A 20,094-nucleotide genomic window follows, 5' to 3' on the forward strand; every position below is an offset into this window, starting at 1 on the left:
CAGCCCAATAGAGGTCTAGGGGCGGCGCTCAAACAGGTTGAGACCGCAGGAACCTTCCGAAGTGCGGCACCGTGAACGCGATCAGACCGCGCTCGGCGCTGTAGATGAGCCCTTTCTTGATGAGGCTGTCACGAGCCGGCGAGAGGCTGGACGGTTTCCGCCCGAGGGCGTCGGCCACGTCGGCGGTGGCGACCGGCTCGTCGCCGATCTGCGCCATGGCGTGCATGTAGTCGCGCTCGGCCGGGGTGGCCCGCTCGTAGCGGCTGCCGAAGAAGCCCACGGCGAGCTCCTCCTCGGCCTCGGGCGCGGAGACCTTGACGTCGTCGAGGGTGATCGGGCTGCGGAGCGCGAGGTCCCAGGCGACCTTGCCGTACGCCTGGACGAAGTAGGGATAGCCGTCGGCGGCCTCGTAGAGCGCGTCGAGGGCTTCCTGGGTGAACTCCACCATCTCCTCCCGCGCGGGGAGGATCAGCGCCATGTCGGCCGCCTCGCGGTCGAGCTTGTCGATGCGCGCGTAGCGGAAGAGCCGTTCGGAATAGCTCTTGCTGGCCGACAGCACGCTCGGCAGGTGCGGCAGCCCCGCGCCCACCACGATCAGCGGCCCGCCCGACTGGGACAGCTCGTGGCAGGCGGCGCAGAGCGCGGACACGTCGGCGGGCTGCACGTCCTGCATCTCGTCGATGAACAGCGCGATGCCCACGCCGAGGTCGGTCGCCACGCCGGCGGCGTCGACGAACAGCTCGGTGAGGTCGATCTCCAGATCGCCCGAGTCGGCGCGCCCGCGGCTGGCGGGCACCTCGATGCCGGGCGACCAGTGGGAGGTGCCTTTGGCCGCGGACGGGTCGCGCATCGCGAACGCCTTCAGCACCCCGAGGAACTCCTCGATGCGCTCGGGCGCGCGGTGGCGCGGGGCCAGCTCGCGGATGGCCATGTGCAGGGCGGCCGCCACGGGACGCCGGATCGACTGGTCGGGCCGGGCCTCGATCTTGCCCGTGCCCCACAGCCGCTGCATGGCCATGGACTTGAAGGTGTTGAGCAGGACGGTCTTGCCGACGCCGCGCAGGCCGGTGACGACCATGCTGCGCTCGGGGCGCCCTCGGGCCACCCGCTCCAGCACCACCTCGAACTGCTGCAGCTCACGGTCGCGCCCGGCCAGCTCCGGCGGACGCTGCCCGGCGCCGGGGGCGTAGGGATTGCGCACAGGGTCCACGCTCTCGGACTTTATTGCCGGATATAGCGGCCGTCTTAGATTTGGGAAGAAAGTGCTACGGCGTGTCCGAGCAGGAGCTGTGGCGAGCATCGTCATCGGACACACCCCCTCTCACCAGGCCGAACCCTTGTTCGATTTCGATACCCAGAACTGTAGCGCGGACTCGAACATGCATGCGATGGTTTCGAGTAAAAGATCTTTGCAACAGTCCGGGACGCCCGTGCGTCTGGGTGTTGTGGAGTTCGAGGAGTTCGTGCAAGCGCGTGGCGCCGCCCTGCTCCGGTACGGATACGTCCTCACCGGAAACCCCGACGACGCCGCCGACCTCGTCCAGGAGGCGCTGCTCAAGCTCGGCGGCACCTGGCGCAAGGTGCGCAACAAGGACAACCCGGAGTCCTACGTACGCACGATCATGACTCGCCAGCACGTGAGCTGGTGGCGCGGGCGGCGCAGGGAGCAGCTCACGGACGAGGTGCCCGAGGGGGCCTACACCGACAGCCACTCCTCCGGCGAGCTGTGGCGAGAGCTGGCGACGCTGCCACGCAGGCAGCGGGTGGTCCTGGTGCTGCGGTACTACGAGGACCTGCCGGACCAGGAGATCGCCGACATCCTCGGCATCTCCCGAGGAACCGTTCGCAGCCAGGCGTCGCGCGCGCTGCACACGTTGAGGATCCGGCCGGCAGTGCTGGAGAGGGAACGGACATGAGGACCGAGAAGGACCTGACCGAGACGCTTCGGGCCGCGGCGGACCACGCACCGGATCCGGGCGGGCTGCTCGCCGGGGTGGAGGGGCAGCGGCGGCGCAGACGGAGGCGGCGTACCCGGGGGCTGGCCGTCGCGACGGCGGTGACGGCCGTGATCGCGGCCGGCACGGTCATGGCGGCGAACGGACGGCAGGCGGCCGCGCCGCCTCTGGCGGCGCGGTTCTTCCCGCAGGCGACGGCCGTGCCGCTGGAGCGGGCGTGGCCGCAGGCCGTCGTCACGATGCCCGCCGTGCGGGCCGACGGCCTGCGGCGCGTCCCGGCCACCGCGCTCGACGCCGCCCGGATCCTGGCCGTCGCCGGGCCCAAGGCCGACACGATCCGCGCGATCGAGGTCTACGACACCACCACCCGGATGTTCCGCGAGATCACCGACATATCGGTTCCGCCAGGCATGAGGATCTACCGCCCCCAGCCCCCGGCGCTGGACGGGCTGAACCTCGCCTGGCACGTGAACGCCGTACGGAAGGACGGCACCGAGGTGCGCGAGATCTGGACGGTCCCGCTCGCCGGCGGCGAGCCCCGACAGGTCGCCGCGATGACGGGAGAGCACCTCCGGATCGAGCGGATCGCCCTCGACGGCGACCGCATCATCTGGTCGGAACGGACCGGCGGCGTGTGGTGGATGCCGCTCGCGGGCGGCGCCCCCATGCGCATTCCGGGCGGCGAGGGCCTGCACCTCGTCAAATGGCCGTGGGCGAGCGACGTCGCCGACGGCGAGGAGCGGAGCCAGACCAGGGTCGTGAACCTGTCGACCGACCACCCCTCCACCAAGGACGTCGTCGCGCCCCTGGACGCCCTGAGGCTGCACTGCGGCCCGTCCTGGTGCCAGGGCGTACGGGGCGGGCGCACGTACCTGCAGAACATCGACGGCAGCGCCGCGGCCGAGCCCCAGGGACTCGGTCTCGTGCTGAGGCTCGGCGACTACCCGCCCCTCGACCGTTTCGTGGTGACCGGCCGCGCGGTCTACGACGTGGCGACCGGCACGCTGGCCACGTTCGACCGGCCCGGCATCTGGTGGGGGAACTTCATGTCCGCCGAGCCCAGCACGACCATGTACTGGAGCGAGCGGGGCGACGAGTACCGGGTGCTCAACTTGGCAGCCGTCCCGCCCGCGCAATAGCGTTCGTGACCATGCGGACCTTCGCGAACGTACAGGAACTCAAGGCGGCCGTGGGCGAGACGTTCGGCCCGACCGAGTGGCGCACCGTCACCCAGGAGCAGGTCAACCTCTTCGCCGACGCCACCGACGACCACCAGTGGATCCACGTGGACGTGGAGCGCGCCAAGGAGGGGCCCTTCGGCGGCACGATCGCCCACGGCTACCTGACCCTGTCGCTGCTGCCGACGTTCATGTTCGAGATGGTGCGCGTCGAGGGCATCGCGATGGGCGTCAACTACGGGCTGAACAAGGTGCGCTTCCCCAGGCCGGTGCCCGTGGGCGCGCGGGTCAGGGCCGTGGGCGAGCTCACCGACGTCAAGGGCACGCCGGCCGGCTACCTGGCCAACCTGAAGATGACGATCGAGATCGAGGGCGAGCGCCGGCCCGCCTGCATCGCCGAGTCGCTCAGCCTGTACGTCCCCGCGCCCTGATCACCGCAGCGACAGGACGATCCCGACCACCGCGGCAAGCCCGATCAACCCGAGATAGGCCAGTACGAGCCGGGTGTCCCTGAGCAGGCATTTGCTCCGGGTCAGCCCGGCCCGCCGCGCCTTCCAGTACCCCGCGAACCCCAGCGCCGCGAACCCGAGCACCGCCCACGGCCCGAGCAGCCAGGCCAGCAGCGCCACGGTGGCGTACACGCACAATCGAAGCGGATCGTACGGCTGGGCCTTCACAGGATCACCAGCCCCGGCCTCGAGGCCACCGCGGACAGCCGCTGCCGTGAGAGCTGCGGCCACGCCTGCACGGCGCAGAACGGCGCGCACTGGTCCTGCTCGGCCCGCGTGCCCACGTGTACGCAGCACTGCGTGAGCCGCTCCTCGATCATGGTCGAGATGTCCATGAACGGCTTGATCGTGATCCGCACCACCCGCTCGCCCAGCATCCTGCGCAGCTTCCTGCGCCGTCCGGGCAACGCCGAGGAGGCGAGGGTGAGCAGCGTGGCGACGCCCAGGTCGCAGTTCTCGCAGATGTCCCGCCACAGGTCGCCGATCTGCGGGTGGGACAGCGACGACTGCTCCGACAGCAACCCGAGCAGCGACTCCTGAACGGCCAGCCGCAGCTCGCGCGGCAGCTCGGTGTCGGCGATGCGGTTGGAGACCAGGCCCAGGTTCTGCTTGAGGCGGTCGTGGCCCATCAGGGCGACCAGCGAGCGCCACTGCTGCGAGTCGTCGCGGATCAGGTAGCCCACCGAGCAGCAGTGGGGGTGCGAGCAGGGCAGGGCGGTCAGGTCGCGCCAGGTCACCAGGCCGTCGGTCTGCGGGCCGAGCCGCTTGAGCACGCCGGTGTGGGTGAGCCGGTCGGACGGGTCGATGACGCCCGACCTGCCCGACCCGAACTGCGGTTGCAGCGACACGCCGCCGACGAAGGGGGTGTCCAGCGCGAGGCGTACGACGTCGCCGATCTCCCCGTCGTTGACGCCCAGGGCCGCGGTCATGACCAGGGTCGTGAAGATCTCCCGCTCCGACAGCCGCCGTACGGCCTCCGCCTTGATCCGGCGCAGGTCGCCGCCGCGATGGTGCTTGGACGCCTCGGCCGACGAGCCGTCGTACTGGAGGTAGACCTCCACCCGGTCCCGGTGCTCGGTGAGCAGGTCGAGCAGCGCGTCGTCCCTGGCGATGAGCACGCCGTTGGTGTTGATCAGGATGCGGGTGACCGGCCGGAGCGCCAGCTCGGCGAGGAGGGTCTTCAGCTCGGGGTGGAGCGTGGGCTCCCCGCCGCTCAGCATCAGGACGTCGAGCTTGCCGTTCTCCCTGGCCAGCCGCTGGTCCACGTTCGCCAGCACGTCCGCGACCGGGACGACGCCGGTCAGGTCGGGCGAGCTGTCGGCGAAGCAGGTGGGGCAGCGCAGGTTGCACGCCTCGGCGATGTCCTCCAGCAGGATGCAGGTGTGCTGGGTCTGCATCTCGGGCAGGCCGTTGAGGTACGCGCCGGGGATCGGGGCGAAGTTTCCGGACACGTCAGGGATGTGCTGCTTGGTGGGAGCGGTCCACTCCTCCAGGTAGGAGAGGATCTCCGGGTCCTCGTCGTACAACGTGCGGATCAGGCCGTGTTCGCGGCAGCCGCGTTCCAGCCACACCTTGCCGTCGCGTTCGGCCAGGTAGCCGCTCAGCCGTTGGACCTGGTCGAGGTCCTGGCCGTGGCATTTCGGGCAGAACGCGTTGACGTACCGGAGGATGCGGTCGCCCCGTAGCCCCATCCCTGCGCTCATGTCATGACCTTCCGCTTGAAAAGGGCATCGTAATGGCCTCGACGCCAGCCATACACGAGCCTGAGCGTGAGCAGCGTCAGGCCCGGGATCAGGAAGCACTGCGGTCCGGTCAGGCCGAGCCACAGCGTCTCGTTCGCCCTGGTGAACTCGACCAGGAACCGGAAGACCGCATATCCGGCGAGGTAGAGCGTGAACAGCTCGCCCGGCTGGGTCAGCCGCTTGCGCGCCCACCGCAGCGCGACGAACGCGGCGAGCTGGAAGACGATCTCGTACACGAACGACGGGTGCATGGCCTGGCCGGTCAGGCAACCCGGACATTCCGGTGTGGACGGCGGCGCGTGCACCCCCCAGGGCAGGTCCGTGGGCCTGCCGGGGGCCTCGGTCAGGTGACAGCCGATGCGGCCGATCGCCATGCCGAGCGCCACCGCCGGGGCGAACAGGTCGCCGGTGCGCTCCCGGTAGCCGATGACCTTCTTCGCGACCAGCACGCCGACGTACGCGCCGGTCAGGCCGCCGAGGATGCTGCGGGAGCCGTACAGCCAGAGGTCGGCGAGGTCGAACGTCTCCAGCCAGCCCGCCAGGCGCATGCCGATGGCGCCGCCGACCAGGGCTCCGGTGACGGCGACGAGCGACTGCTCGTTGAGCGCGCCCCTGGCCCTCGCCTCGCGGACGAAGACCACCGCGGCCACGAGGACGCCCAGGCCGACGAATATCTCGTGATACGGCATGCTTCAGCCGTACAGGCTCGGGTTGAGGCCGGTGCAGATGCCGGCCGTCAGCATCGACCACAGCGCCCAGCCGATCGCGAGCCCCAGCCCGAGCCCCCGCGACCACGGCTTGCGGACCAGGCCGAACCCCAGACCGCCGCCCAGGCCGACGACGGCCAGCAGCACCGCGCCGACGATCACGCCCGCCTTGTTCGTGCCGTCAATGGCGGAGATGAAGACGAAGAAGCCCACGATGCCGTTGACGACGCTGTAGGCGAACATGCCGGCGACCAGCGTCGCGATGAGGACGATCGCGGAGTCGCGGCTGCTGGGCCGCTGCGGTGGCAGCGGCGGCAGCGGTGGCAGCGGTGGCAGCGGCGATGGCCGCGGTGGCTGCGGCGATGGCCGCGGTGGCTGCGGCGGTGGTTGCGGCGGTGGTTGCGACGGCGGCTGCGGCGGTGGCCAGCCTGGGTGCGGCTCCCACGGGCCTTGTGGCGGTGGTGTCGTCATCCCGCCGTCCCCTGGTCGGTGAGGCACTGCTGATCGGTCATGCTTCGCCTACGCGTACATGCCGGGGTTCAGCCCCGTGCAGTATCCGGCCGAGACGATCGACGCCAATGACCACCCGATCATCAACCCGAGCCCCAGCCCGAACGACCACTGCTTGCGCAGGACGACCAGCGTGATGCCCAAGCCGAGGCCCAGAAGCGCCAGGAACCCGGCCGCGACGCCGATTCCCACCGCGGACTGCAGGCTCAGCGCGAGCAGCCCGACCATCACATTGATCACCAGGTAGGCGAAGCTTCCGGCCAGCGCCAACGCGACGGTCAACCCCGGCTGGCGCCGCGGCTGCGGCGCGGGCTGGCCGTGCGGAGGCCCCTGCGGCGGCGGACCCTGCGGAGGCGGTCCGTACGGCGGTTGCCCCGGCGGGGGTGGCCCGTACGGCGGCTGCCCGGGGGGAGGTGGCCCGGATGGAGGCTGCCCCGGCGGAGGCGGCGGCGGCATGGTCACGGCGTTCACCCTACGGGGCTAAAGCGACTCTGAGTAGTAAATCGCTGCCTGGACGCGGCTCTTCAGCCCCAGTTTGTTCAGGAGGCGGCTGACGTGCGTCTTCGTGGTGGCTTCGGCCATGTCCAGCTCTTTGGCGATCTCGGCGTTGGACAGGCCGCGGCCGATGCAGGCCAGCACCTCGCGTTCGCGCGGGGTCAGGGCCTCCGGGTCGGAGGGCTCGCGACGGGGCGGCTGATCGGCGAAGGCCGCGATCAGCCGTCTGGTGACGCCCGGCGCGATCATCCCCTCGCCGCCCGCCACCAGCCTTACCGCTTCCACCAGGGCGTCGGCCTCGGTGTTCTTGAGCAGGAAACCGGCCGCGCCCGCCCGGAGGGCGCCGAAGACGTACTCGTCGACGTCGAACGTCGTGAGGATCAGGACGTCGCTCACCCCCGCCAGCTCCCTGGTGGCGGAGATGCCGTCGAGGCGGGGCATGCGGATGTCCATGAGGACGACGTCGGGACGCAGGTCGTGGGCCAACCGGACCGCCTGCTCGCCGTCGGCGGCCTCACCCACGACCTCGATGTCGTCGGCGCCGTCGAGGATCATCACGATCCCGGCGCGTACGGCCGCATGATCGTCAGCCACCAACACCCTGATACTCACGCCACCCCCCTCTCCCCGTCCGCCGTCCCGGGGCGCCCGCCGTCCGCGCTCTTGAAGCGTCCGCCGTCGCCAGGCGGCTCCCTCGTAACCCGCTCCCCCGAAACCCGGCTGCTCGAAGAACGGTCCCCCGAAGCCGGTACGCCGAGCGACGTCGGGAAGGCCGCCACGACGCGCCAGCCGTCCCCCCATGGCCCCGCCTCGAAGAACCCTCCGACCAGCGAAGCCCGTTCACGCATGCCGATCAGCCCCGCCCCTGCCCCCGGCAGCCGAGCGCCACGCCGGCCGACCCGGTTCTCGATCGTCAGGAGAACCTCCCCGGGTTCGTACGCCAGCGAGACGACAACCGGTGCCTCGCCATGCTTGAGCGCGTTCGTCAGCCCTTCCTGAAGGATCCGATAACCAGCCAGATCCACCGAAGCCGGCACCTCACGCGACTCCCCGTCGACCCGCAGCTCAACCGCCATCCCAGCCCGCCGCGTACGCTCGACCAGGCTCTCCGCGTCAGCCAACCGCGGCCGGGTGGCCTCAAGCTCCTGCCCGTCCCCCTCGCGCCCGCCGTTGGCCTCCCGCAGCAGCCCGATCATGTCCCGCATCTCGGCCATCCCCTTGACACTGTTCTCCCGTACGGACTCCATGACCTTGCGAACCGTCTCCCGATCCAGGTCCTTACGGGACAGAGCAGCCGTCGACTGGATGGCGATGGCGCTGAAATGGTTCGCGATCATGTCGTGCAGCTCACGAGCCATCCGCGTACGCTCGGCCGCGATCGCCGCCTGCCGGTCGAGCTCGGCCAGATGCGCGACCTGCTCCGCCCGCGCCCGTTCCGCGGCCGCCCGGTCACGCTGCTCCCGCAGCACCCAAGCCGTGGTGACCGGCGTGATCAGCACCAACCCTCCCTGGATGCCCATGACGGCCAGCAACCGCCAGTCCGCCGCGATGAACGCCGCCACCGCCCCGCCCACCACGGCCAGCACCGTCGTGATCCCGAGCAGCCAGCGAGCGAACCGCGCCGGCCCGTAGAGCGCCGCGGCGTACAGATTGTCGGTGAACACCAGCACGGTCGCCAGCGACGGCCCCACCACCCCGTCGACCGTGACGGCCACCACCCCCAGCGCCAACGACCACAGCGGAGCCCGCTGCCGCAGCAGCACGGCCGAACAGGTGATCGCCAACGGCACCAGCAGGGCCCACACCGGCACGCCGCGCTGCACGTACGCGCCGGCCAGGATCAGCAGCGCCCCCAGAACGAAGGCCAGCCCGGCCGCCACTGCGGGCCGTACCCGGCCCTTCTCCTGGCCACCGGCCACCCCGCGCACGGCGAACGGCCTCACCCACCGTGCAACCGCCCGCGCCTCGGCGCCACCGCTCTTCACCGCCGCCCGTGTCATGTCCTCATCACACCACTCCCGGCGGCCGCCGCCGTCCTCCGAGGGTCCGCCTGTGGATACACCCTTCGATGTATCCACAGGCTCGTTTTCACCGACGATGTGCCGGGCCGCGAATCCCCCCAAGCTGGAACATGTGATTGTCGCCATCCTCATCGGCTGCGAAATCGGCTTCTGGCTCCTCCTGGGTCTCGGCCTGGCCAGCCGCTACCTCTGGAAGCGCCGCCGGCTCAGCACGGCCCTCCTCCTCTGCGTCCCGCTCCTCGACGTGGTCCTCCTGGCCGCGGCGGTCATCGACATGCGCGGCGGCGCCACGGCGGACCTGCGCCACGGCCTGGCGGCGGCCTACCTCGCCTACTCGATCGTCTTCGGCCACCGGACCATGCGCTGGGCCGACGCCCGCTTCCACCACCGCTTCGCCGGCGGCCCCCCGCCCTGGAAGCCGCCGGCGGGCGGCATGGCCCGCACCCGCTACGAGTGGGGGTTCTGGCTGAAACTGGTCCTGGCGTACGGAATCTTCTGCCTCATCCTGTTCGGCCTCATCTGGCTGGTGAACGACCCCTCCCGCACGAAAGCCCTGATGGACTTCATGCTCAACCTGCTCAAGATCCCCCTCATCGCCCTGCTCTGGCCGGTGAGCTACACGCTCTGGCCGAAGAAGGAACCGTCGGCTCGCCAGTGATCGCGGGTATTCGGTTCGATGCACCGCCCAGAACCCGCTATGCTTGCTTACGCAGCGAGCGGCCGTAGCTCAATGGATAGAGCATCTGACTACGGATCAGAAGGTTGGGGTTTCGAGTACCTCCGGCCGCACAGCAGGTCAAAGGCCCTTCGGGATTATCCCGGAGGGCCTTTTTCATGGCCGTACAGCAGCGTTGTACAGCAACGCCGCCGAGCTTAACCGTCTGATTCGGCGGTCAGACGCTCGTTCAGCCGGTCGAGCGCCTTGCGGGTCTCCGGGCTCGGGATCTGTGTGTAGACGTCCATGGTCATCGAGATCTGCGAGTGCCGCAGGATGCGCATCGCCACACGCGGGTGGACGTCGAGGGCGGCGAGGAGCGAGGCGCAGGTGTGCCGGGTGTCGTGCACACGGATGCGCGGGACGCCCGCTCGGCGGCAGTGGTTCTCGAAGGCCCGGTTGAAGTTGCGCGGCTCGATTGGCGTGCCGGTACGGGTCGTGAACGTCAGATCCGAGGTCTTCCATGCGTCCCCGGCCACTTTCTGCGCCTCCTCCTGGACGCGCTGCCGGTGCCTGAGTGCGGAAACGCACAGGCCAAAGAGTGGCAGCGAAGCGGTCGAGTCCTCTGTCTTGGTGGTGTGCCGATGGAGGAGCCGGCCACCGACCCTGGTGAGCTGGTGGGAGATCCAGAGCTGTTCGCCGACGAGGTCCACACTGTCCCACGTGAGACCAAGGACCTCTCCCCTACGAAGGCCCAGGACGAGGATGAGCACGTACGCCGCGTAGAGAGGGTCTTCGACCTCCCGTAGGTGTTCCAGGAATCTGCGGGCCTCATCGACAGTCCAGACCGTGTTCTGGCGCTTCTTCTTGGTCTTGCTGGCGCTCGGGAGCGTGGTCAGCGAGGCGACGTTTCTCGTGACCAGTTCTTCCCGCAGGGCGTGACCGAGCGCCGAGCGCAGGACCCTCCGGATGCCCGCGATGCTGCTGCGGGAGAGGTAGCCCTTGCAGCACTTGCCGATCGAGCAGCACCGCTGCTTGCGCTCCGGTCGCTTGTGATCCTTCCGCTGGTCGCAGCAGGTACAGAGCGTGGGCAAGGTGTTGAGCCAGGCTTGGACATCCCGAACAGTGAGCTTGTCGAGGCGCTTCTTGCCCAGGCCCGGGACGATGTACAGCCGGACGAGCGGTTCGTACGCCACATATGTCGTCGGCTCCCTGTTGGGCTCGATGACTTCGGCGAGCCAGCGTTTGAGGAAGGCGGCCACCGTTTCGTGCTTGGTGGCAACCGGTCCCCTTCGCGCTTGTTCGTGGAGCTTCAGCCACTTCTCATGGGTCTCCTCGCGGGTCTTGCCGTAGGCCCACTTGCGGGTCTTCTTGCCTTCCGGCGTGGTGACCCAGACGTAACCCGCCCAACCGTTCTTGTACGGGAAGATCGAGCCTTCGTTGTTGGCCCGGGTACGGCGGCTCGTACGCGGACGCTTGGGCTCCTCCGGGGAGGCGAGCACGGTCTTGGCGGGCATCAGACTGCCTCCTCGCAGAGTCGGGTGACGTAGTCGTTCAGAGCGGCTTGAGGAATGCGGCGGCAGCGGACGCCGACGATGACCGAGCCCAATTCGCCGGAGCGGATGAGGTTGTACAGGGTCCACCGGCTGACCTGCAAAGTGGCCATGGCTTGCGGAACCGTGAGCAGTTCAGGCGTCATGTGGTCCCCCTTGGTTCGGCACGCGGTGACCGGTGATGGCGGCGGCGAGGAGTTGATCTCCGAGGGAGAGGCCTTGTCCGGCGTACTCCCAGTGAGCGACGACGAGGACGGTGTCCTCGTCGAAGAGCGGCAGCCGACCGAGGCTGATCTCTTCTGTGCGCATGTGTTCTTCGCGGGCGGCGCGAAGTTCGCCGAGGGTGGTGGAGTAGTGGCGGCTCTTGGTGGAGAAGTGGCCGCGGAAGCCGAGCATGTGGGCCCAGTGGATGAGCCGTAGGTCGGCCAGGTCCTCGTCGCTGCCCAGTCGCATACAGGCGGCGATCAGGCGGCGGGCGTGGTCGCGGATGGGGAGGACGTCAAGGTTGTCGAGGGGTTGGATGCGCCGGTCCAGGGTGCCGACGCATTCGGCGGCCTTGGTGGCGTACTTGGCGATGTAGGCGGCGACGGCCTGTTCGGTGAGGTCGCCGTTCATGGTGATGCGGCGGACGTCGAGTTGCGTGCCCCACTGGAACGTCCGGCCCAGAGGCTTGACCTCGGCGGTCACGACGGCAGCCGCGTGTTGGACTGCTTCGGCCAGGGCGTCGGCGGTGGCCCAGGCGGGCGGTGGTGAGTTGGGGCCGTCGGGTCCGTCGAGGCGGATGACGGCGTGGAAGTGGACGACGCCGCGCCGCTGGTATTCGGCGACCTTGGCGAAGGCGATGGTCGCCTGTTCGCGCAACGCCTTGACGGTCAGGCCGTTGAGACGGGCGAAGCGGCGGCGCAGGGCGAGGGTGAAGCGGCGCCAGAGCTCGGGGCTGATGGCGTTGAACAGGACTGAGCCGTCGTAGTCGTAGCAGTCGGGGCAGAGCGGTTCGCCAAGGCGCGGGTCGTCGGTGCCGTGTCGGTCGGTGCAGGACATGACGCGGCCGTGTGGGCAAGTCTGGGCGTTGCGGCGGGCGTGGCAGGGCTGGACCTTGCCGTTCTTCTCCCGCCGCACATGGACCGCTCCGAAGGAGGGCGCGGTGAGGGTGACGAACAGGCACGGGTGCGAGCTGACCGTCTCGGGTACGCCCTTGCCGCCGACGAGGCCGGCGCGGACGAGCTGGTAGGTGTCGGCGCGGTAGACCTCGGCGCAGGCCGGGCAGCGGGAGGCGCGGCGGGTCTTGCACGGGACGCGCAGGACGCCGTTCGGTTCGCGGTTGGTGGTGTAGCGGTGGAGCAGTTGGCCGGTGGCCTGGTCGAAGTGTTCGACCTTGCCGCGCAGGTGTATGGGCTGTCGGCAGCCGCCGGTGCGCTTGATCTGGTGCGCCCAGCGGTCGTAGTCGGGTTGGTGGAGCCGGTCGATCATCCCGGCTACCGCGTGTGAGTGGTGCAAGATGGATCCGTCCTGTCCGGATGCGTTCTGGAGTGGGATGGCCCCTCACCTGGCGCGGAACTTGGCGGTTGTGTGGCCAGGTGAGGGGATCTCGGCTATGCGCCGTGGTTGTCGATGCCGCTGCCGTCGCAGTCGCGGCAGGTGTCGCTGTCGCCGTCGAGGCCCCTTCCGTTGCAGGTGCAGCAGCGGCCGTTGGCGAGCGGGACGGCGGCGAGGATGTCGGGCCAATCGGTCCAGGGTTCTTCGGTCGTCATGGGCGGTGGTCCTTGCGCGGGGTGATGGTGACGTAGAGGCGGTAGTTCCGCGGTCAGCTCCGGTCGGGGAAGGCCCGCGACATGCTGGTGACGGTGAAGATCTGGCGAAGCTGGATCACGCCGAGGGTGAGTTCGGCGCGGTTGCCTTCGAGGCGGATGCGCATGGTCAGGCCTCCTGGGTGGTGTCGATCTGGATGCAGCCGCGGTAGCTGTCATCGGCGGCGTGACGGGCGCGGGCGGCGGCGAGGATGGCGATGAACTCGTAGCGGACCGGTCCGAAGCCGATGCCGGTCATGTAGTGGTCGTGGGGCAGGTGGTGGTGGTCGATCTCCGTGCCGAGCAGGGCGGCGACCTTGTCGACCTCGGCGCGCATGTCGTCGTCGGAGCCGTTGTCGGGGAAGGCTCGGAGGGTGACGGGTGCTATCGAGGTCGGGATCTGAGGGTGGGCCTTGAGGAAACCGGCCATGGAGATGAGTCCGGCGATGAGGGCGTCTCGGTCGTTGTGCATGGTGCGCCTTTCAGGTGGTTTCTGGGACGGTGTGCAAGGTGTGGAGCAGGTCGGAGGCGAGTTGCTCAGACACGCCGAGGTGGGCGCGAAGGACGTCGCGGGTGATGGGTTTGCCGTGTCGGGTGTGGTGTTCGTCGGCGACGCGGCGGGCGTAGTTGACCAGTGCCGGGGACGGTCCGGGGCGTTCGTCTTGACGGTCCTGGGCGTGGACGAGGGCGGGACGGTCTGCGGACGGGACGGCTACGGGTGCGTCGGGACGTGGAGGGGACGCGGGGACGTCTTCCGGGGACGTTCCGAAGACGTCTGGGGACGAGTCGGGACGCGGGCCGGACGTCCGGCGTTCGAGCATGGAGATGGCGACGAGGAAGGCGGCTGCCGGGGTGGCGGCGGTGATCCAGCCCCAGGCGGTCGGGTCGGCTTGTTGCAGGTTGGCGGCCAGGGACAGGACGATGCCTCCGGTCAGGACGAGGACGGGCCAGGAGATCAGGCCGCGTCGTACGCGGGCGGTCTTCTTGTCGCGTTGCCGCTCGCGGGCGGCCATGACGCAGGTGAGGTCGATGCAGACGGCGATCGCCCAGGCCATCCAGCCGGACTGTCCGTGGTCGCTGGCGGTGTCGCGGATGTGGGTGAAGGACCCGGCTCCGGCGATGAGGGCCAGGACGAGGACGGGGCCGGTGTCGAGCAGCCAGTGGGCGAGGCGTCGCATCGGAGTTCAGGCCTCTCTTGGGTCAGGGATGGAGTTGAGGAACTCGGCGAGATCGGTGTCGGTCACCTGGGCGGCGTGGCCGGCGACGACGTCGGCCCAGGCGGGTGAGCGGTCGGCGTAGGTCGAGGCGGCGAGTTCGGCGGCTTGTTCGCTGACGTAGTAGGAGCGGGCGCGGTACCACTGGCCGTCCTGGGAGGCGACGATGGCGACGCCTGGTGTCTCGGCGGGGATGGCACGAGCTGAGGCGAGGGCGGCGGGGTCGAGGTCGCCGAGCGTCATGGTGGCGGTCTCGGGATCATTGACCCGGTGGCATATCCGCCCGGAGCACTGGGCGCGGAGAGCGGTGACGCCAGGCCCGAGGTCGGAGCCGATGCGCTGGCCGCAGCAGAACAGGTAGATGCCGAACGCCCGCCCGAGCTGCGCGACCCGAAGCAGGGCCGTCGAGGTCTTGGCGATCTCGTCCTTCTCCGACTTGTCGGCCATCAGGTACAGCTCGGCCAGTTCGTCGACCAGGACGACGACGGGTACGGGCCGCTGATCGTCCGGGAGTTGCCAGATGTTGCGAGCGCCGGCCTCCCGGCACTGGGCCATGCGACCGGTCATCAGCCCAACGAGGTCGTCCAGCAGGGCGACGCATTCAGATCGTGTGGTGCCCAGCGCCGACAGGCGAGGGCTGTACGGGGTGAACTCCACGCCGCCCTTGAGGTCGAAGCCGACCAGGGCGACCGGTTGCGGAGCCAGCCCTTGAACCAGGGCGTTGGCCAGGTTGGACTTGCCGGACTGAGTCGCTCCGGCGTTGAGCCAGTGCGGGACGGTCCTGAAGTCGATGGTCCAGGGGCCACCGGTCTCCAGACGTCCCACGGTGACCTTGAGCAGTTCGGGAGAGGAGGGCAGGGTCTCGACCCGGACGAGTGGATCGCGGACGGTGGCGGACAGGACGACTCGTCCAGGACGAGGGGACGAGACGCGGATCGCATGCACGCCCCACGAGTGGGCGAGCCGTTCGGCGACGTCGGCGTAGTCGGCAGGGACCTGTCCTTCCAGGGTGTGCAGGGTGACGCGCCAGCCGTAGCGGGTGGGCTTGGGCAGCCACATGAACGGCTTGGTGTCCACGGCGATGCGCTGCCACTTGCGCCGGACGCGGACGACGCCGGTCGAGGCGACCAGGCCGGGGACGGTGGTGAACCAGAAGCGCTGCCGCTTCTTGGTGAGGTTGCAGCCGAGGGCGACCTTGCGCCAGCTTGCCCGTACGCTCACCGCGACCAGCGGGAAGGCGGCCACGAGCCAGAACGACGGGTAGTGCCAGCGGCGCCAGGCCCAGAGCCCGGCCGCCGCAGCGGCCAGGACTCCGAGCACGAGGAGCGTGGTGTCAGACACGGAGCGGCTCCGTGTCTGCCGGTAGGAGAGCGGCGGCGCGGTAGGAGATGCCCCACCGGCCAGCGATCTCCCAGACGTAGCCGACCATGCCGGACGGGTTGACCTGCTGACCGGCGGCGATCGGGGGTTCCCCCGAAGTGCCGATCTTGACGAGTTCGATCCGGCCGAACTCGTCTTCCACCGAGACGGTGATCTCGTAGACGGTGTTGCCGTTCTTGTCGGTCTTGATCTCGCCGGTGTCCTTGTTGACCAGGCGCGGCTTCGGTGCCTTCACGCAGGTGATGACGAGCTTGGAGGTGTCGACGGGGATCGGGATGGTGCGCATGAGAGCTGGTCTCCTTCAGAGTGACTGTGCTAGTTACAAAGATACCTAGGTATCTAGCTCTGTAAACCGAGATAGCTGAATCGCTTCGAGATTCCTTACAGGTTGCCCAGAGACCTAGGCATCTAGAACCGCTAGAGTTGAGTCATGGCAACCACTGACCGGCGCCGGCCGTACCTGCGGATTGCCGAGGACATCCGGCGCGACATCGCCTCAGGCCGGTATGCAGTGGGAGATCAGCTCCCCGTAGCGCGTGAGCTGTCCGAGAAGTACGGCGTGGCCATGATGACCATCGGCAACGCCCTGGCCGTACTCCGCGACGAAGGACTCATCGAGACCCGCCAGGGGGCGGGCAGCTTCGTCACCCGCACCCCTGACGACGTCGAGGCCGTGCCCGCCCCGGGCGAGCACAGCGAAGAGTTCCGCATCATCTCCGAGCAGTTGCGCGAGATCCGTCAGCACATGAACAAGCTGACGGTCAGGCTGGACGAGCTGGACGCTCGGACTCGCCCTGATCAAGCCGGGTAGAGACCCTGGTCGCACGCCGTTGGAGTTCGGTCAGGTCGACCGCGATCTCCGCCAGCTCGCGAAGCAGGATCTGTCGTTCAGTCTCGCTAAGACCCATGTATCACCCCATCGTGTAGGCAGGACGCCGAAGCGCCCCCGGGTTACCTGCTGGGTGGGGAGCCATTGCGCGGATAGCCCTCCGCTTGTCGTACTCAGAGCAGCCGCATCACCTTGGCGAGGTTGAGAATCTCGCGCTGACGATGCAGCTTGCCGCTGTCTCGCAGGTCGCGCACGATGTTGCGGACCAACGGACGGTTCCGGACGTGCTGGGGCGCGATCCGGTCGGCACGGAGCAGAGCGTCTGCGGCTTCGTTGTCCTTTCTGTTCATGTGGTAGCCCGCCGCGGTGCAGGTCCAGTAGTGGGCCTGGCGTTCGGACGAGGCGATCTCGGCGATCTCGACGTGTTCGGCCCGCGAGATGACCTCACGAGGCCGGCCCAGCTCCATGCTGACCTCGACGGCGTGAATGGTGGTGTTGACCCGGTTGAACTGGGTCTGGAACGCGTTGCCGTCCCGCGGCAGGACCTCGGCGACGCGGCGGGCCTCGTCCAGGTGGCTCTCCGCCTCTCTCTGGTCCCACAGCCTGGAATACGCCACGGCGGCCCGCAGATGCAGGGCACCCCACATCGCCTTGATCGTGTCGTCTCCGCTCACGTACGGCTCGATCTGGTCCAACGCCGACAGGGCCGCGTCCTTGGCCGGGTCGAGCTGCGCTTCGTGCAGCCACACCCCGCACAGGTCCCAACTCGCCGCCGCGATCAGATCAGGTGAGCCCACGTGCTGCGCGGCCACGAGTTCGCGCTGTACCGCCGTCCAGCCGAGATCATGGTGACCCAGCAGGTTCGACGACACCCGCGCCATGTGGCAGGCCCGCAGCATCAACGCCTCGGCCCGGTCGCGATCGGCCGGGGAGCCGTTGATGATCGTGATCAGGTCGGTGAGGATCCTGGGCAGCACCTCACCGAGGGCGGTGAACTTGGCGTCCTGACGAAGTTGCTCCGCCAGGCGGACGTTCGCCTCCAGCTCCTGCAACGTCCGCGGCTCCCCGCGCGCCGGCAGCCCGATCCCGCTGGGCAACGACGCCTGCTGAAGCGCGAGCCGAAGCCCCGGCACGGCCGCGTGCCCGGAGTCGAGCTCCGTCGTCTCGTGCCGGTACGGCTGGCCGGTCAGCTCGCCGACCTCCACCCCGAGCGCCTCGGCGAGCTGCCCGACGACGCTCATCCGGTCCAGCGGCATCCGCCCGTTCTCCACCTTGGACAGCCAGGAGACAGATCGGCCGACCTTCTCGGCGAGGGTTGCCTGATCCCAGCCCTTGCGGTGACGAGCCCGCGCGATCCGCTGGCCCTGCGTCACGTACTCTGTTGCCACGTCGCCGCCCCTCCTTCTCGTCGTCGCCTGCTTCGACGATAAGACGGGTGACCTGCGTCACTGGCAGAAAATCTGCCAGTCGGAGGGCATGCGAAACCGCAGGTCGGCCTTCGACCTGCGGAAACGTTCGTCACTGATCGGCTTCAGAAAGTGACGCTACGTGTGCATGACTTGCCGGATCTGTGTGTCGTCACCTCGCTTCCCCGCACATGAGCTGTCGCCACAGCGTCATGGCATCGACGACCCGCATGCGCGGGCTCTCTGCCAGACCCCAGGGAAAGACAGACCGGTCGTGTCGCCGGACGAAGCCCTGGCCGCCGGCCATGCATTGCTCGAAGACCAGCGGCAGGCATTCGCAGGTGTAGTGCACGACCCGGGCCTGATCCGGAGACCGCTCGACCGGGAGCCACCTCACCGACACCGCATGAGGGCGAGGCGGGGCAGGGTGCGTACCGTGGAAGTCTCCGAAGTCTGCCACCGGGCTCACCGTCCTTCGTAACGCGCGATCGCCAGCTCGGTGCCGGCAGTGCTCGCGGATGTCCCGACCGATGAACAGGCGTTGGTGAGCGAGGAACTGTCTCCAGTCGCACAGCGCATCCTCGTGGAGCGGCAGACCGAAGCGCCCGAACGGAGCCCCACCCGGAGGGACTCCGAACGGCTGCTCACCAACGCCATGTCCGCAACCTATCCCAGCCTGTCTTAACCTGTCTATAGCATTCCTAGCAATGCCTGTTCTATGCCGTTAGGTGCAGGGATACCTAGAGTCGTCCCGTGATCGAATGGGACCCGCGGCTCTACAAGTGGGAGCAGATAGCCAACGTCGTGGCCGAGCGCATCGGCGACGGCACCTACCCGCCCCTCACCCTCATCTCCGAGGTGAAGCTGCAGGAGGAGTTCGACGTCGCACGAGTGACCATCCGCAAGGCGATGGAAGCCCTCAGGGAACGAGAGCTGATCACCACAAAGCCCGGCAAGGGCTCCATCGTGTCCCCACAGTAGCCATGCCTGCCCCCTCAACAGCAGCATCTGAGGCGACACCTGATGGGGGCTATCCACGGCACCTTCAAAGGCGCTGGTCCGGGCTGTCGTTAGGCGAGGATGGGCCTGGGGAGCTTCGGTCCTAGACTCTGGCTATGGCCAGGACTGACCGCGCCAGCCGGCTGATCGCGGCACCACCGGCGACTGTCTACGGCGCCCTCCTCGACCGGGAGTCGCTCGAAGCTTGGCTGCCGCCGGACGGCATTCGCGGGCGGATCGAGCGGTGGGACCCCCGCCCTGGTGGCGGGTTCCGGATGATCCTCACGTACCTCGACCCCACCGACAGCCCCGGCAAGACATCAGACGCGACGGACGTCGTCGATGTCGCGTTCGTCGACCTGGTTCCATCGGAGCGCGTGGTGCAGCGGGCAGTGTTCGAGGCCGATGACCCGTCGTACGCGGGCACCATGACGATGACCTGGCACCTGACTGCCGTCAGCGAAGGAACCGAGGTAACCGTCACCGCCACGGACGTACCACCCGGCATCGACCAAGCCGTACACGAGGCCGGGATAGCCTCTTCGCTGGCCAACCTGGCGTCGCACGTCGAAGAGGCCGGCTGACTCAGGTCGGCTTGCAGCCAAGGGGGGCACTCCCAGCCTGAACGCATCGCCAGCGCGGGAGAACTCGACAAAACAGCAGGTCAGCCGGAGTGCTTCACAACCGGATGAGAACTTTCCCTACGGTTTCAAGGCGCGTGCCGCCTACGGCGTCCCGCGCGCGTCGGGCGGCCGCTGGCCGCGCTGCGGCTCTGCGGCCGGTCGCGACCAGCACCGCCCACGCGTCAAGCCGCCGGCACGAGCCGCAAAAGTGTCAGTAGGCTCAGCTACTCTTGCGTCGGCCATCCAAACCGAAGATCACTATGGGCTGCCCGCCACTCAAGCGACACCGTCACATACGAAGCCAAGTACCGCCTATTCAGGGGGTGTACATGCATGGCTAGTTGGATTATAGGCACGGATAGTACGCGATACTCCCACGTCAGCGCCGTTCGTGATAACTGGAACCTATGGGCGCCATATATTTCACACGACGAAGAGGTGCCACTCCTGGCCAATGGAGACCGGGTAGCAATCTTCCGCCCCGGTCGCGGCGGAGGAATTGTTGCACGTGGAGAAATCAATTCAGTCGCA

General features: G+C 68.6%; 24 protein-coding genes and 1 tRNA gene. 8 read left to right on the forward strand and 17 right to left on the reverse strand.

What is annotated here, in order from left to right; translation table 11 throughout:
- Window positions 1–28: 28 nt before the first annotated feature.
- Window positions 29–1,210, reverse strand: coding sequence for an ATP-binding protein (locus AB0J97_RS01530; protein WP_357692921.1), 1,182 nt, complete (start codon window positions 1,208–1,210; stop codon window positions 29–31).
- 253 nt (window positions 1,211–1,463) lie between these two features.
- Here AB0J97_RS01530 and AB0J97_RS01535 point away from each other — a divergent pair, with 253 nt between their 5' ends.
- The 3 genes from AB0J97_RS01535 to AB0J97_RS01545 are packed head-to-tail and all read left to right on the forward strand — an operon-like array spanning window position 1,464 to window position 3,564.
- Window positions 1,464–1,916: a SigE family RNA polymerase sigma factor gene (locus AB0J97_RS01535; RefSeq protein ID WP_364083134.1), complete on the forward strand. Its 453-nt coding sequence runs from the start codon at window positions 1,464–1,466 to the stop codon at window positions 1,914–1,916.
- Entirely contained in the window at window positions 1,913–3,094 is a 1,182-nt protein-coding gene (locus tag AB0J97_RS01540; RefSeq protein ID WP_364083137.1) for a hypothetical protein, read from the forward strand. Before AB0J97_RS01535 ends, AB0J97_RS01540 begins: the two co-directional genes overlap by 4 nt.
- An 11-nt stretch (window positions 3,095–3,105) precedes the next feature.
- On the forward strand, window positions 3,106–3,564 hold the full coding sequence (locus tag AB0J97_RS01545; RefSeq protein ID WP_357692925.1) for a MaoC family dehydratase: 459 nt from the start codon (window positions 3,106–3,108) through the stop codon (window positions 3,562–3,564).
- Here AB0J97_RS01545 and AB0J97_RS01550 read toward each other — a convergent pair whose 3' ends face one another.
- The 7 genes from AB0J97_RS01550 to AB0J97_RS01580 all read right to left on the reverse strand — a co-directional run bounded on the left by AB0J97_RS01550 (window position 3,565) and on the right by AB0J97_RS01580 (window position 9,096).
- Window positions 3,565–3,774, reverse strand: a complete 210-nt coding sequence (locus AB0J97_RS01550) for a hypothetical protein (protein ID WP_352365768.1) — start codon at window positions 3,772–3,774, stop codon at window positions 3,565–3,567.
- Window positions 3,775–3,806: 32 nt separating this feature from the next.
- Window positions 3,807–5,345 carry a radical SAM protein gene (locus AB0J97_RS01555; protein ID WP_364083142.1) on the reverse strand — a complete coding sequence of 513 codons (1,539 nt, stop codon included), beginning with the start codon at window positions 5,343–5,345 and terminating at the stop codon, window positions 3,807–3,809.
- The gene (locus tag AB0J97_RS01560; RefSeq protein ID WP_357692929.1) at window positions 5,342–6,073 is read right to left on the reverse strand and encodes a prolipoprotein diacylglyceryl transferase family protein; all 732 of its coding nucleotides are present in this window, start codon (window positions 6,071–6,073) and stop codon (window positions 5,342–5,344) included. The genes AB0J97_RS01555 and AB0J97_RS01560 overlap by 4 nt, the downstream gene beginning before the upstream one ends.
- 3 nt (window positions 6,074–6,076) lie before the next feature.
- Window positions 6,077–6,334 carry a hypothetical protein gene (locus tag AB0J97_RS01565; RefSeq protein ID WP_364083146.1) on the reverse strand — a complete coding sequence of 86 codons (258 nt, stop codon included), beginning with the start codon at window positions 6,332–6,334 and terminating at the stop codon, window positions 6,077–6,079.
- Between the two features lie 276 nt (window positions 6,335–6,610).
- Window positions 6,611–6,883 carry a hypothetical protein gene (locus AB0J97_RS01570; protein WP_364083149.1) on the reverse strand — a complete coding sequence of 91 codons (273 nt, stop codon included), beginning with the start codon at window positions 6,881–6,883 and terminating at the stop codon, window positions 6,611–6,613.
- 198 nt (window positions 6,884–7,081) lie between these two features.
- Window positions 7,082–7,708, reverse strand: coding sequence for a response regulator transcription factor (locus AB0J97_RS01575; protein WP_357692935.1), 627 nt, complete (start codon window positions 7,706–7,708; stop codon window positions 7,082–7,084).
- Window positions 7,705–9,096 (reverse strand): histidine kinase, encoded by a 1,392-nt coding sequence (locus AB0J97_RS01580; protein WP_364083152.1) that lies wholly within the window; start codon window positions 9,094–9,096, stop codon window positions 7,705–7,707. Before AB0J97_RS01580 ends, AB0J97_RS01575 begins: the two co-directional genes overlap by 4 nt.
- A gap of 133 nt (window positions 9,097–9,229) precedes the next feature.
- Between AB0J97_RS01580 and AB0J97_RS01585 the strand changes: the two genes are divergently transcribed.
- Together AB0J97_RS01585 and AB0J97_RS01590 are read left to right on the forward strand one after the other, a co-directional pair.
- Entirely contained in the window at window positions 9,230–9,775 is a 546-nt protein-coding gene (locus AB0J97_RS01585) for a hypothetical protein (protein WP_357692939.1), read from the forward strand.
- Window positions 9,776–9,833: 58 nt separating this feature from the next.
- A tRNA-Arg gene (locus AB0J97_RS01590) sits at window positions 9,834–9,906 on the forward strand.
- 84 nt (window positions 9,907–9,990) lie between these two features.
- Here the strand turns inward: AB0J97_RS01590 and AB0J97_RS01595 are convergent.
- The 8 genes from AB0J97_RS01595 to AB0J97_RS01630 all read right to left on the reverse strand — a co-directional run bounded on the left by AB0J97_RS01595 (window position 9,991) and on the right by AB0J97_RS01630 (window position 15,992).
- Window positions 9,991–11,289, reverse strand: a complete 1,299-nt coding sequence (locus AB0J97_RS01595) for a site-specific integrase (protein ID WP_364083155.1) — start codon at window positions 11,287–11,289, stop codon at window positions 9,991–9,993.
- Window positions 11,289–11,471, reverse strand: a complete 183-nt coding sequence (locus tag AB0J97_RS01600; protein WP_364083158.1) for a helix-turn-helix domain-containing protein — start codon at window positions 11,469–11,471, stop codon at window positions 11,289–11,291. Before AB0J97_RS01600 ends, AB0J97_RS01595 begins: the two co-directional genes overlap by 1 nt.
- On the reverse strand, window positions 11,461–12,795 hold the full coding sequence (locus AB0J97_RS01605) for a replication initiator (protein WP_364083161.1): 1,335 nt from the start codon (window positions 12,793–12,795) through the stop codon (window positions 11,461–11,463). The genes AB0J97_RS01600 and AB0J97_RS01605 overlap by 11 nt, the downstream gene beginning before the upstream one ends.
- Before the next feature lie 122 nt (window positions 12,796–12,917).
- Complete coding sequence (locus AB0J97_RS01610; RefSeq protein WP_364083164.1) at window positions 12,918–13,076, reverse strand: hypothetical protein; 159 nt, start codon at window positions 13,074–13,076, stop codon at window positions 12,918–12,920.
- 166 nt (window positions 13,077–13,242) lie between these two features.
- Complete coding sequence (locus AB0J97_RS01615) at window positions 13,243–13,584, reverse strand: hypothetical protein (protein ID WP_364083167.1); 342 nt, start codon at window positions 13,582–13,584, stop codon at window positions 13,243–13,245.
- A 10-nt stretch (window positions 13,585–13,594) separates the two neighbouring features.
- On the reverse strand, window positions 13,595–14,290 hold the full coding sequence (locus AB0J97_RS01620) for a DUF2637 domain-containing protein (protein WP_364083170.1): 696 nt from the start codon (window positions 14,288–14,290) through the stop codon (window positions 13,595–13,597).
- 6 nt (window positions 14,291–14,296) lie between these two features.
- Window positions 14,297–15,667 (reverse strand): FtsK/SpoIIIE domain-containing protein, encoded by a 1,371-nt coding sequence (locus AB0J97_RS01625; RefSeq protein WP_364083173.1) that lies wholly within the window; start codon window positions 15,665–15,667, stop codon window positions 14,297–14,299.
- Window positions 15,660–15,992, reverse strand: coding sequence for a hypothetical protein (locus tag AB0J97_RS01630; protein WP_189653360.1), 333 nt, complete (start codon window positions 15,990–15,992; stop codon window positions 15,660–15,662). Before AB0J97_RS01630 ends, AB0J97_RS01625 begins: the two co-directional genes overlap by 8 nt.
- A 144-nt stretch (window positions 15,993–16,136) precedes the next feature.
- Here AB0J97_RS01630 and AB0J97_RS01635 point away from each other — a divergent pair, with 144 nt between their 5' ends.
- Window positions 16,137–16,517 carry a winged helix-turn-helix domain-containing protein gene (locus tag AB0J97_RS01635; protein ID WP_364083176.1) on the forward strand — a complete coding sequence of 127 codons (381 nt, stop codon included), beginning with the start codon at window positions 16,137–16,139 and terminating at the stop codon, window positions 16,515–16,517.
- Window positions 16,518–16,708: 191 nt separating this feature from the next.
- Here AB0J97_RS01635 and AB0J97_RS01640 read toward each other — a convergent pair whose 3' ends face one another.
- Complete coding sequence (locus AB0J97_RS01640) at window positions 16,709–17,923, reverse strand: helix-turn-helix transcriptional regulator (RefSeq protein WP_364083179.1); 1,215 nt, start codon at window positions 17,921–17,923, stop codon at window positions 16,709–16,711.
- Window positions 17,924–18,694: 771 nt separating this feature from the next.
- Here AB0J97_RS01640 and AB0J97_RS01645 point away from each other — a divergent pair.
- Both AB0J97_RS01645 and AB0J97_RS01650 read left to right on the forward strand, forming a co-directional pair.
- Complete coding sequence (locus AB0J97_RS01645; RefSeq protein WP_363943795.1) at window positions 18,695–18,922, forward strand: winged helix-turn-helix domain-containing protein; 228 nt, start codon at window positions 18,695–18,697, stop codon at window positions 18,920–18,922.
- A gap of 134 nt (window positions 18,923–19,056) precedes the next feature.
- Window positions 19,057–19,524 (forward strand): SRPBCC family protein, encoded by a 468-nt coding sequence (locus AB0J97_RS01650; protein ID WP_364083182.1) that lies wholly within the window; start codon window positions 19,057–19,059, stop codon window positions 19,522–19,524.
- The last annotated feature ends 570 nt before the right edge of the window (window positions 19,525–20,094 follow it).

The organism is Nonomuraea sp. NPDC049607 (genome assembly GCF_040675375.1).
Taxonomy (GTDB): domain Bacteria; phylum Actinomycetota; class Actinomycetes; order Streptosporangiales; family Streptosporangiaceae; genus Nonomuraea.

Coding starts and splice junctions, on each gene's coding strand:
- AB0J97_RS01540 (WP_364083137.1), top strand. CDS start 1,913: ATGAGGACCGAGAAGGACCTGACCGAGACGCTTCGGGCCGCGGCGGAC.
- AB0J97_RS01545 (WP_357692925.1), top strand. CDS start 3,106: ATGCGGACCTTCGCGAACGTACAGGAACTCAAGGCGGCCGTGGGCGAG.
- AB0J97_RS01555 (WP_364083142.1), bottom strand. CDS start 5,345: ATGAGCGCAGGGATGGGGCTACGGGGCGACCGCATCCTCCGGTACGTC.
- AB0J97_RS01560 (WP_357692929.1), bottom strand. CDS start 6,073: ATGCCGTATCACGAGATATTCGTCGGCCTGGGCGTCCTCGTGGCCGCG.
- AB0J97_RS01565 (WP_364083146.1), bottom strand. CDS start 6,334: ATGTTCGCCTACAGCGTCGTCAACGGCATCGTGGGCTTCTTCGTCTTC.
- AB0J97_RS01580 (WP_364083152.1), bottom strand. CDS start 9,096: ATGACACGGGCGGCGGTGAAGAGCGGTGGCGCCGAGGCGCGGGCGGTT.
- AB0J97_RS01595 (WP_364083155.1), bottom strand. CDS start 11,289: ATGCCCGCCAAGACCGTGCTCGCCTCCCCGGAGGAGCCCAAGCGTCCG.
- AB0J97_RS01600 (WP_364083158.1), bottom strand. CDS start 11,471: ATGACGCCTGAACTGCTCACGGTTCCGCAAGCCATGGCCACTTTGCAG.
- AB0J97_RS01605 (WP_364083161.1), bottom strand. CDS start 12,795: ATGATCGACCGGCTCCACCAACCCGACTACGACCGCTGGGCGCACCAG.
- AB0J97_RS01610 (WP_364083164.1), bottom strand. CDS start 13,076: ATGACGACCGAAGAACCCTGGACCGATTGGCCCGACATCCTCGCCGCC.
- AB0J97_RS01615 (WP_364083167.1), bottom strand. CDS start 13,584: ATGCACAACGACCGAGACGCCCTCATCGCCGGACTCATCTCCATGGCC.
- AB0J97_RS01620 (WP_364083170.1), bottom strand. CDS start 14,290: ATGCGACGCCTCGCCCACTGGCTGCTCGACACCGGCCCCGTCCTCGTC.
- AB0J97_RS01630 (WP_189653360.1), bottom strand. CDS start 15,992: ATGCGCACCATCCCGATCCCCGTCGACACCTCCAAGCTCGTCATCACC.
- AB0J97_RS01635 (WP_364083176.1), top strand. CDS start 16,137: ATGGCAACCACTGACCGGCGCCGGCCGTACCTGCGGATTGCCGAGGAC.
- AB0J97_RS01650 (WP_364083182.1), top strand. CDS start 19,057: ATGGCCAGGACTGACCGCGCCAGCCGGCTGATCGCGGCACCACCGGCG.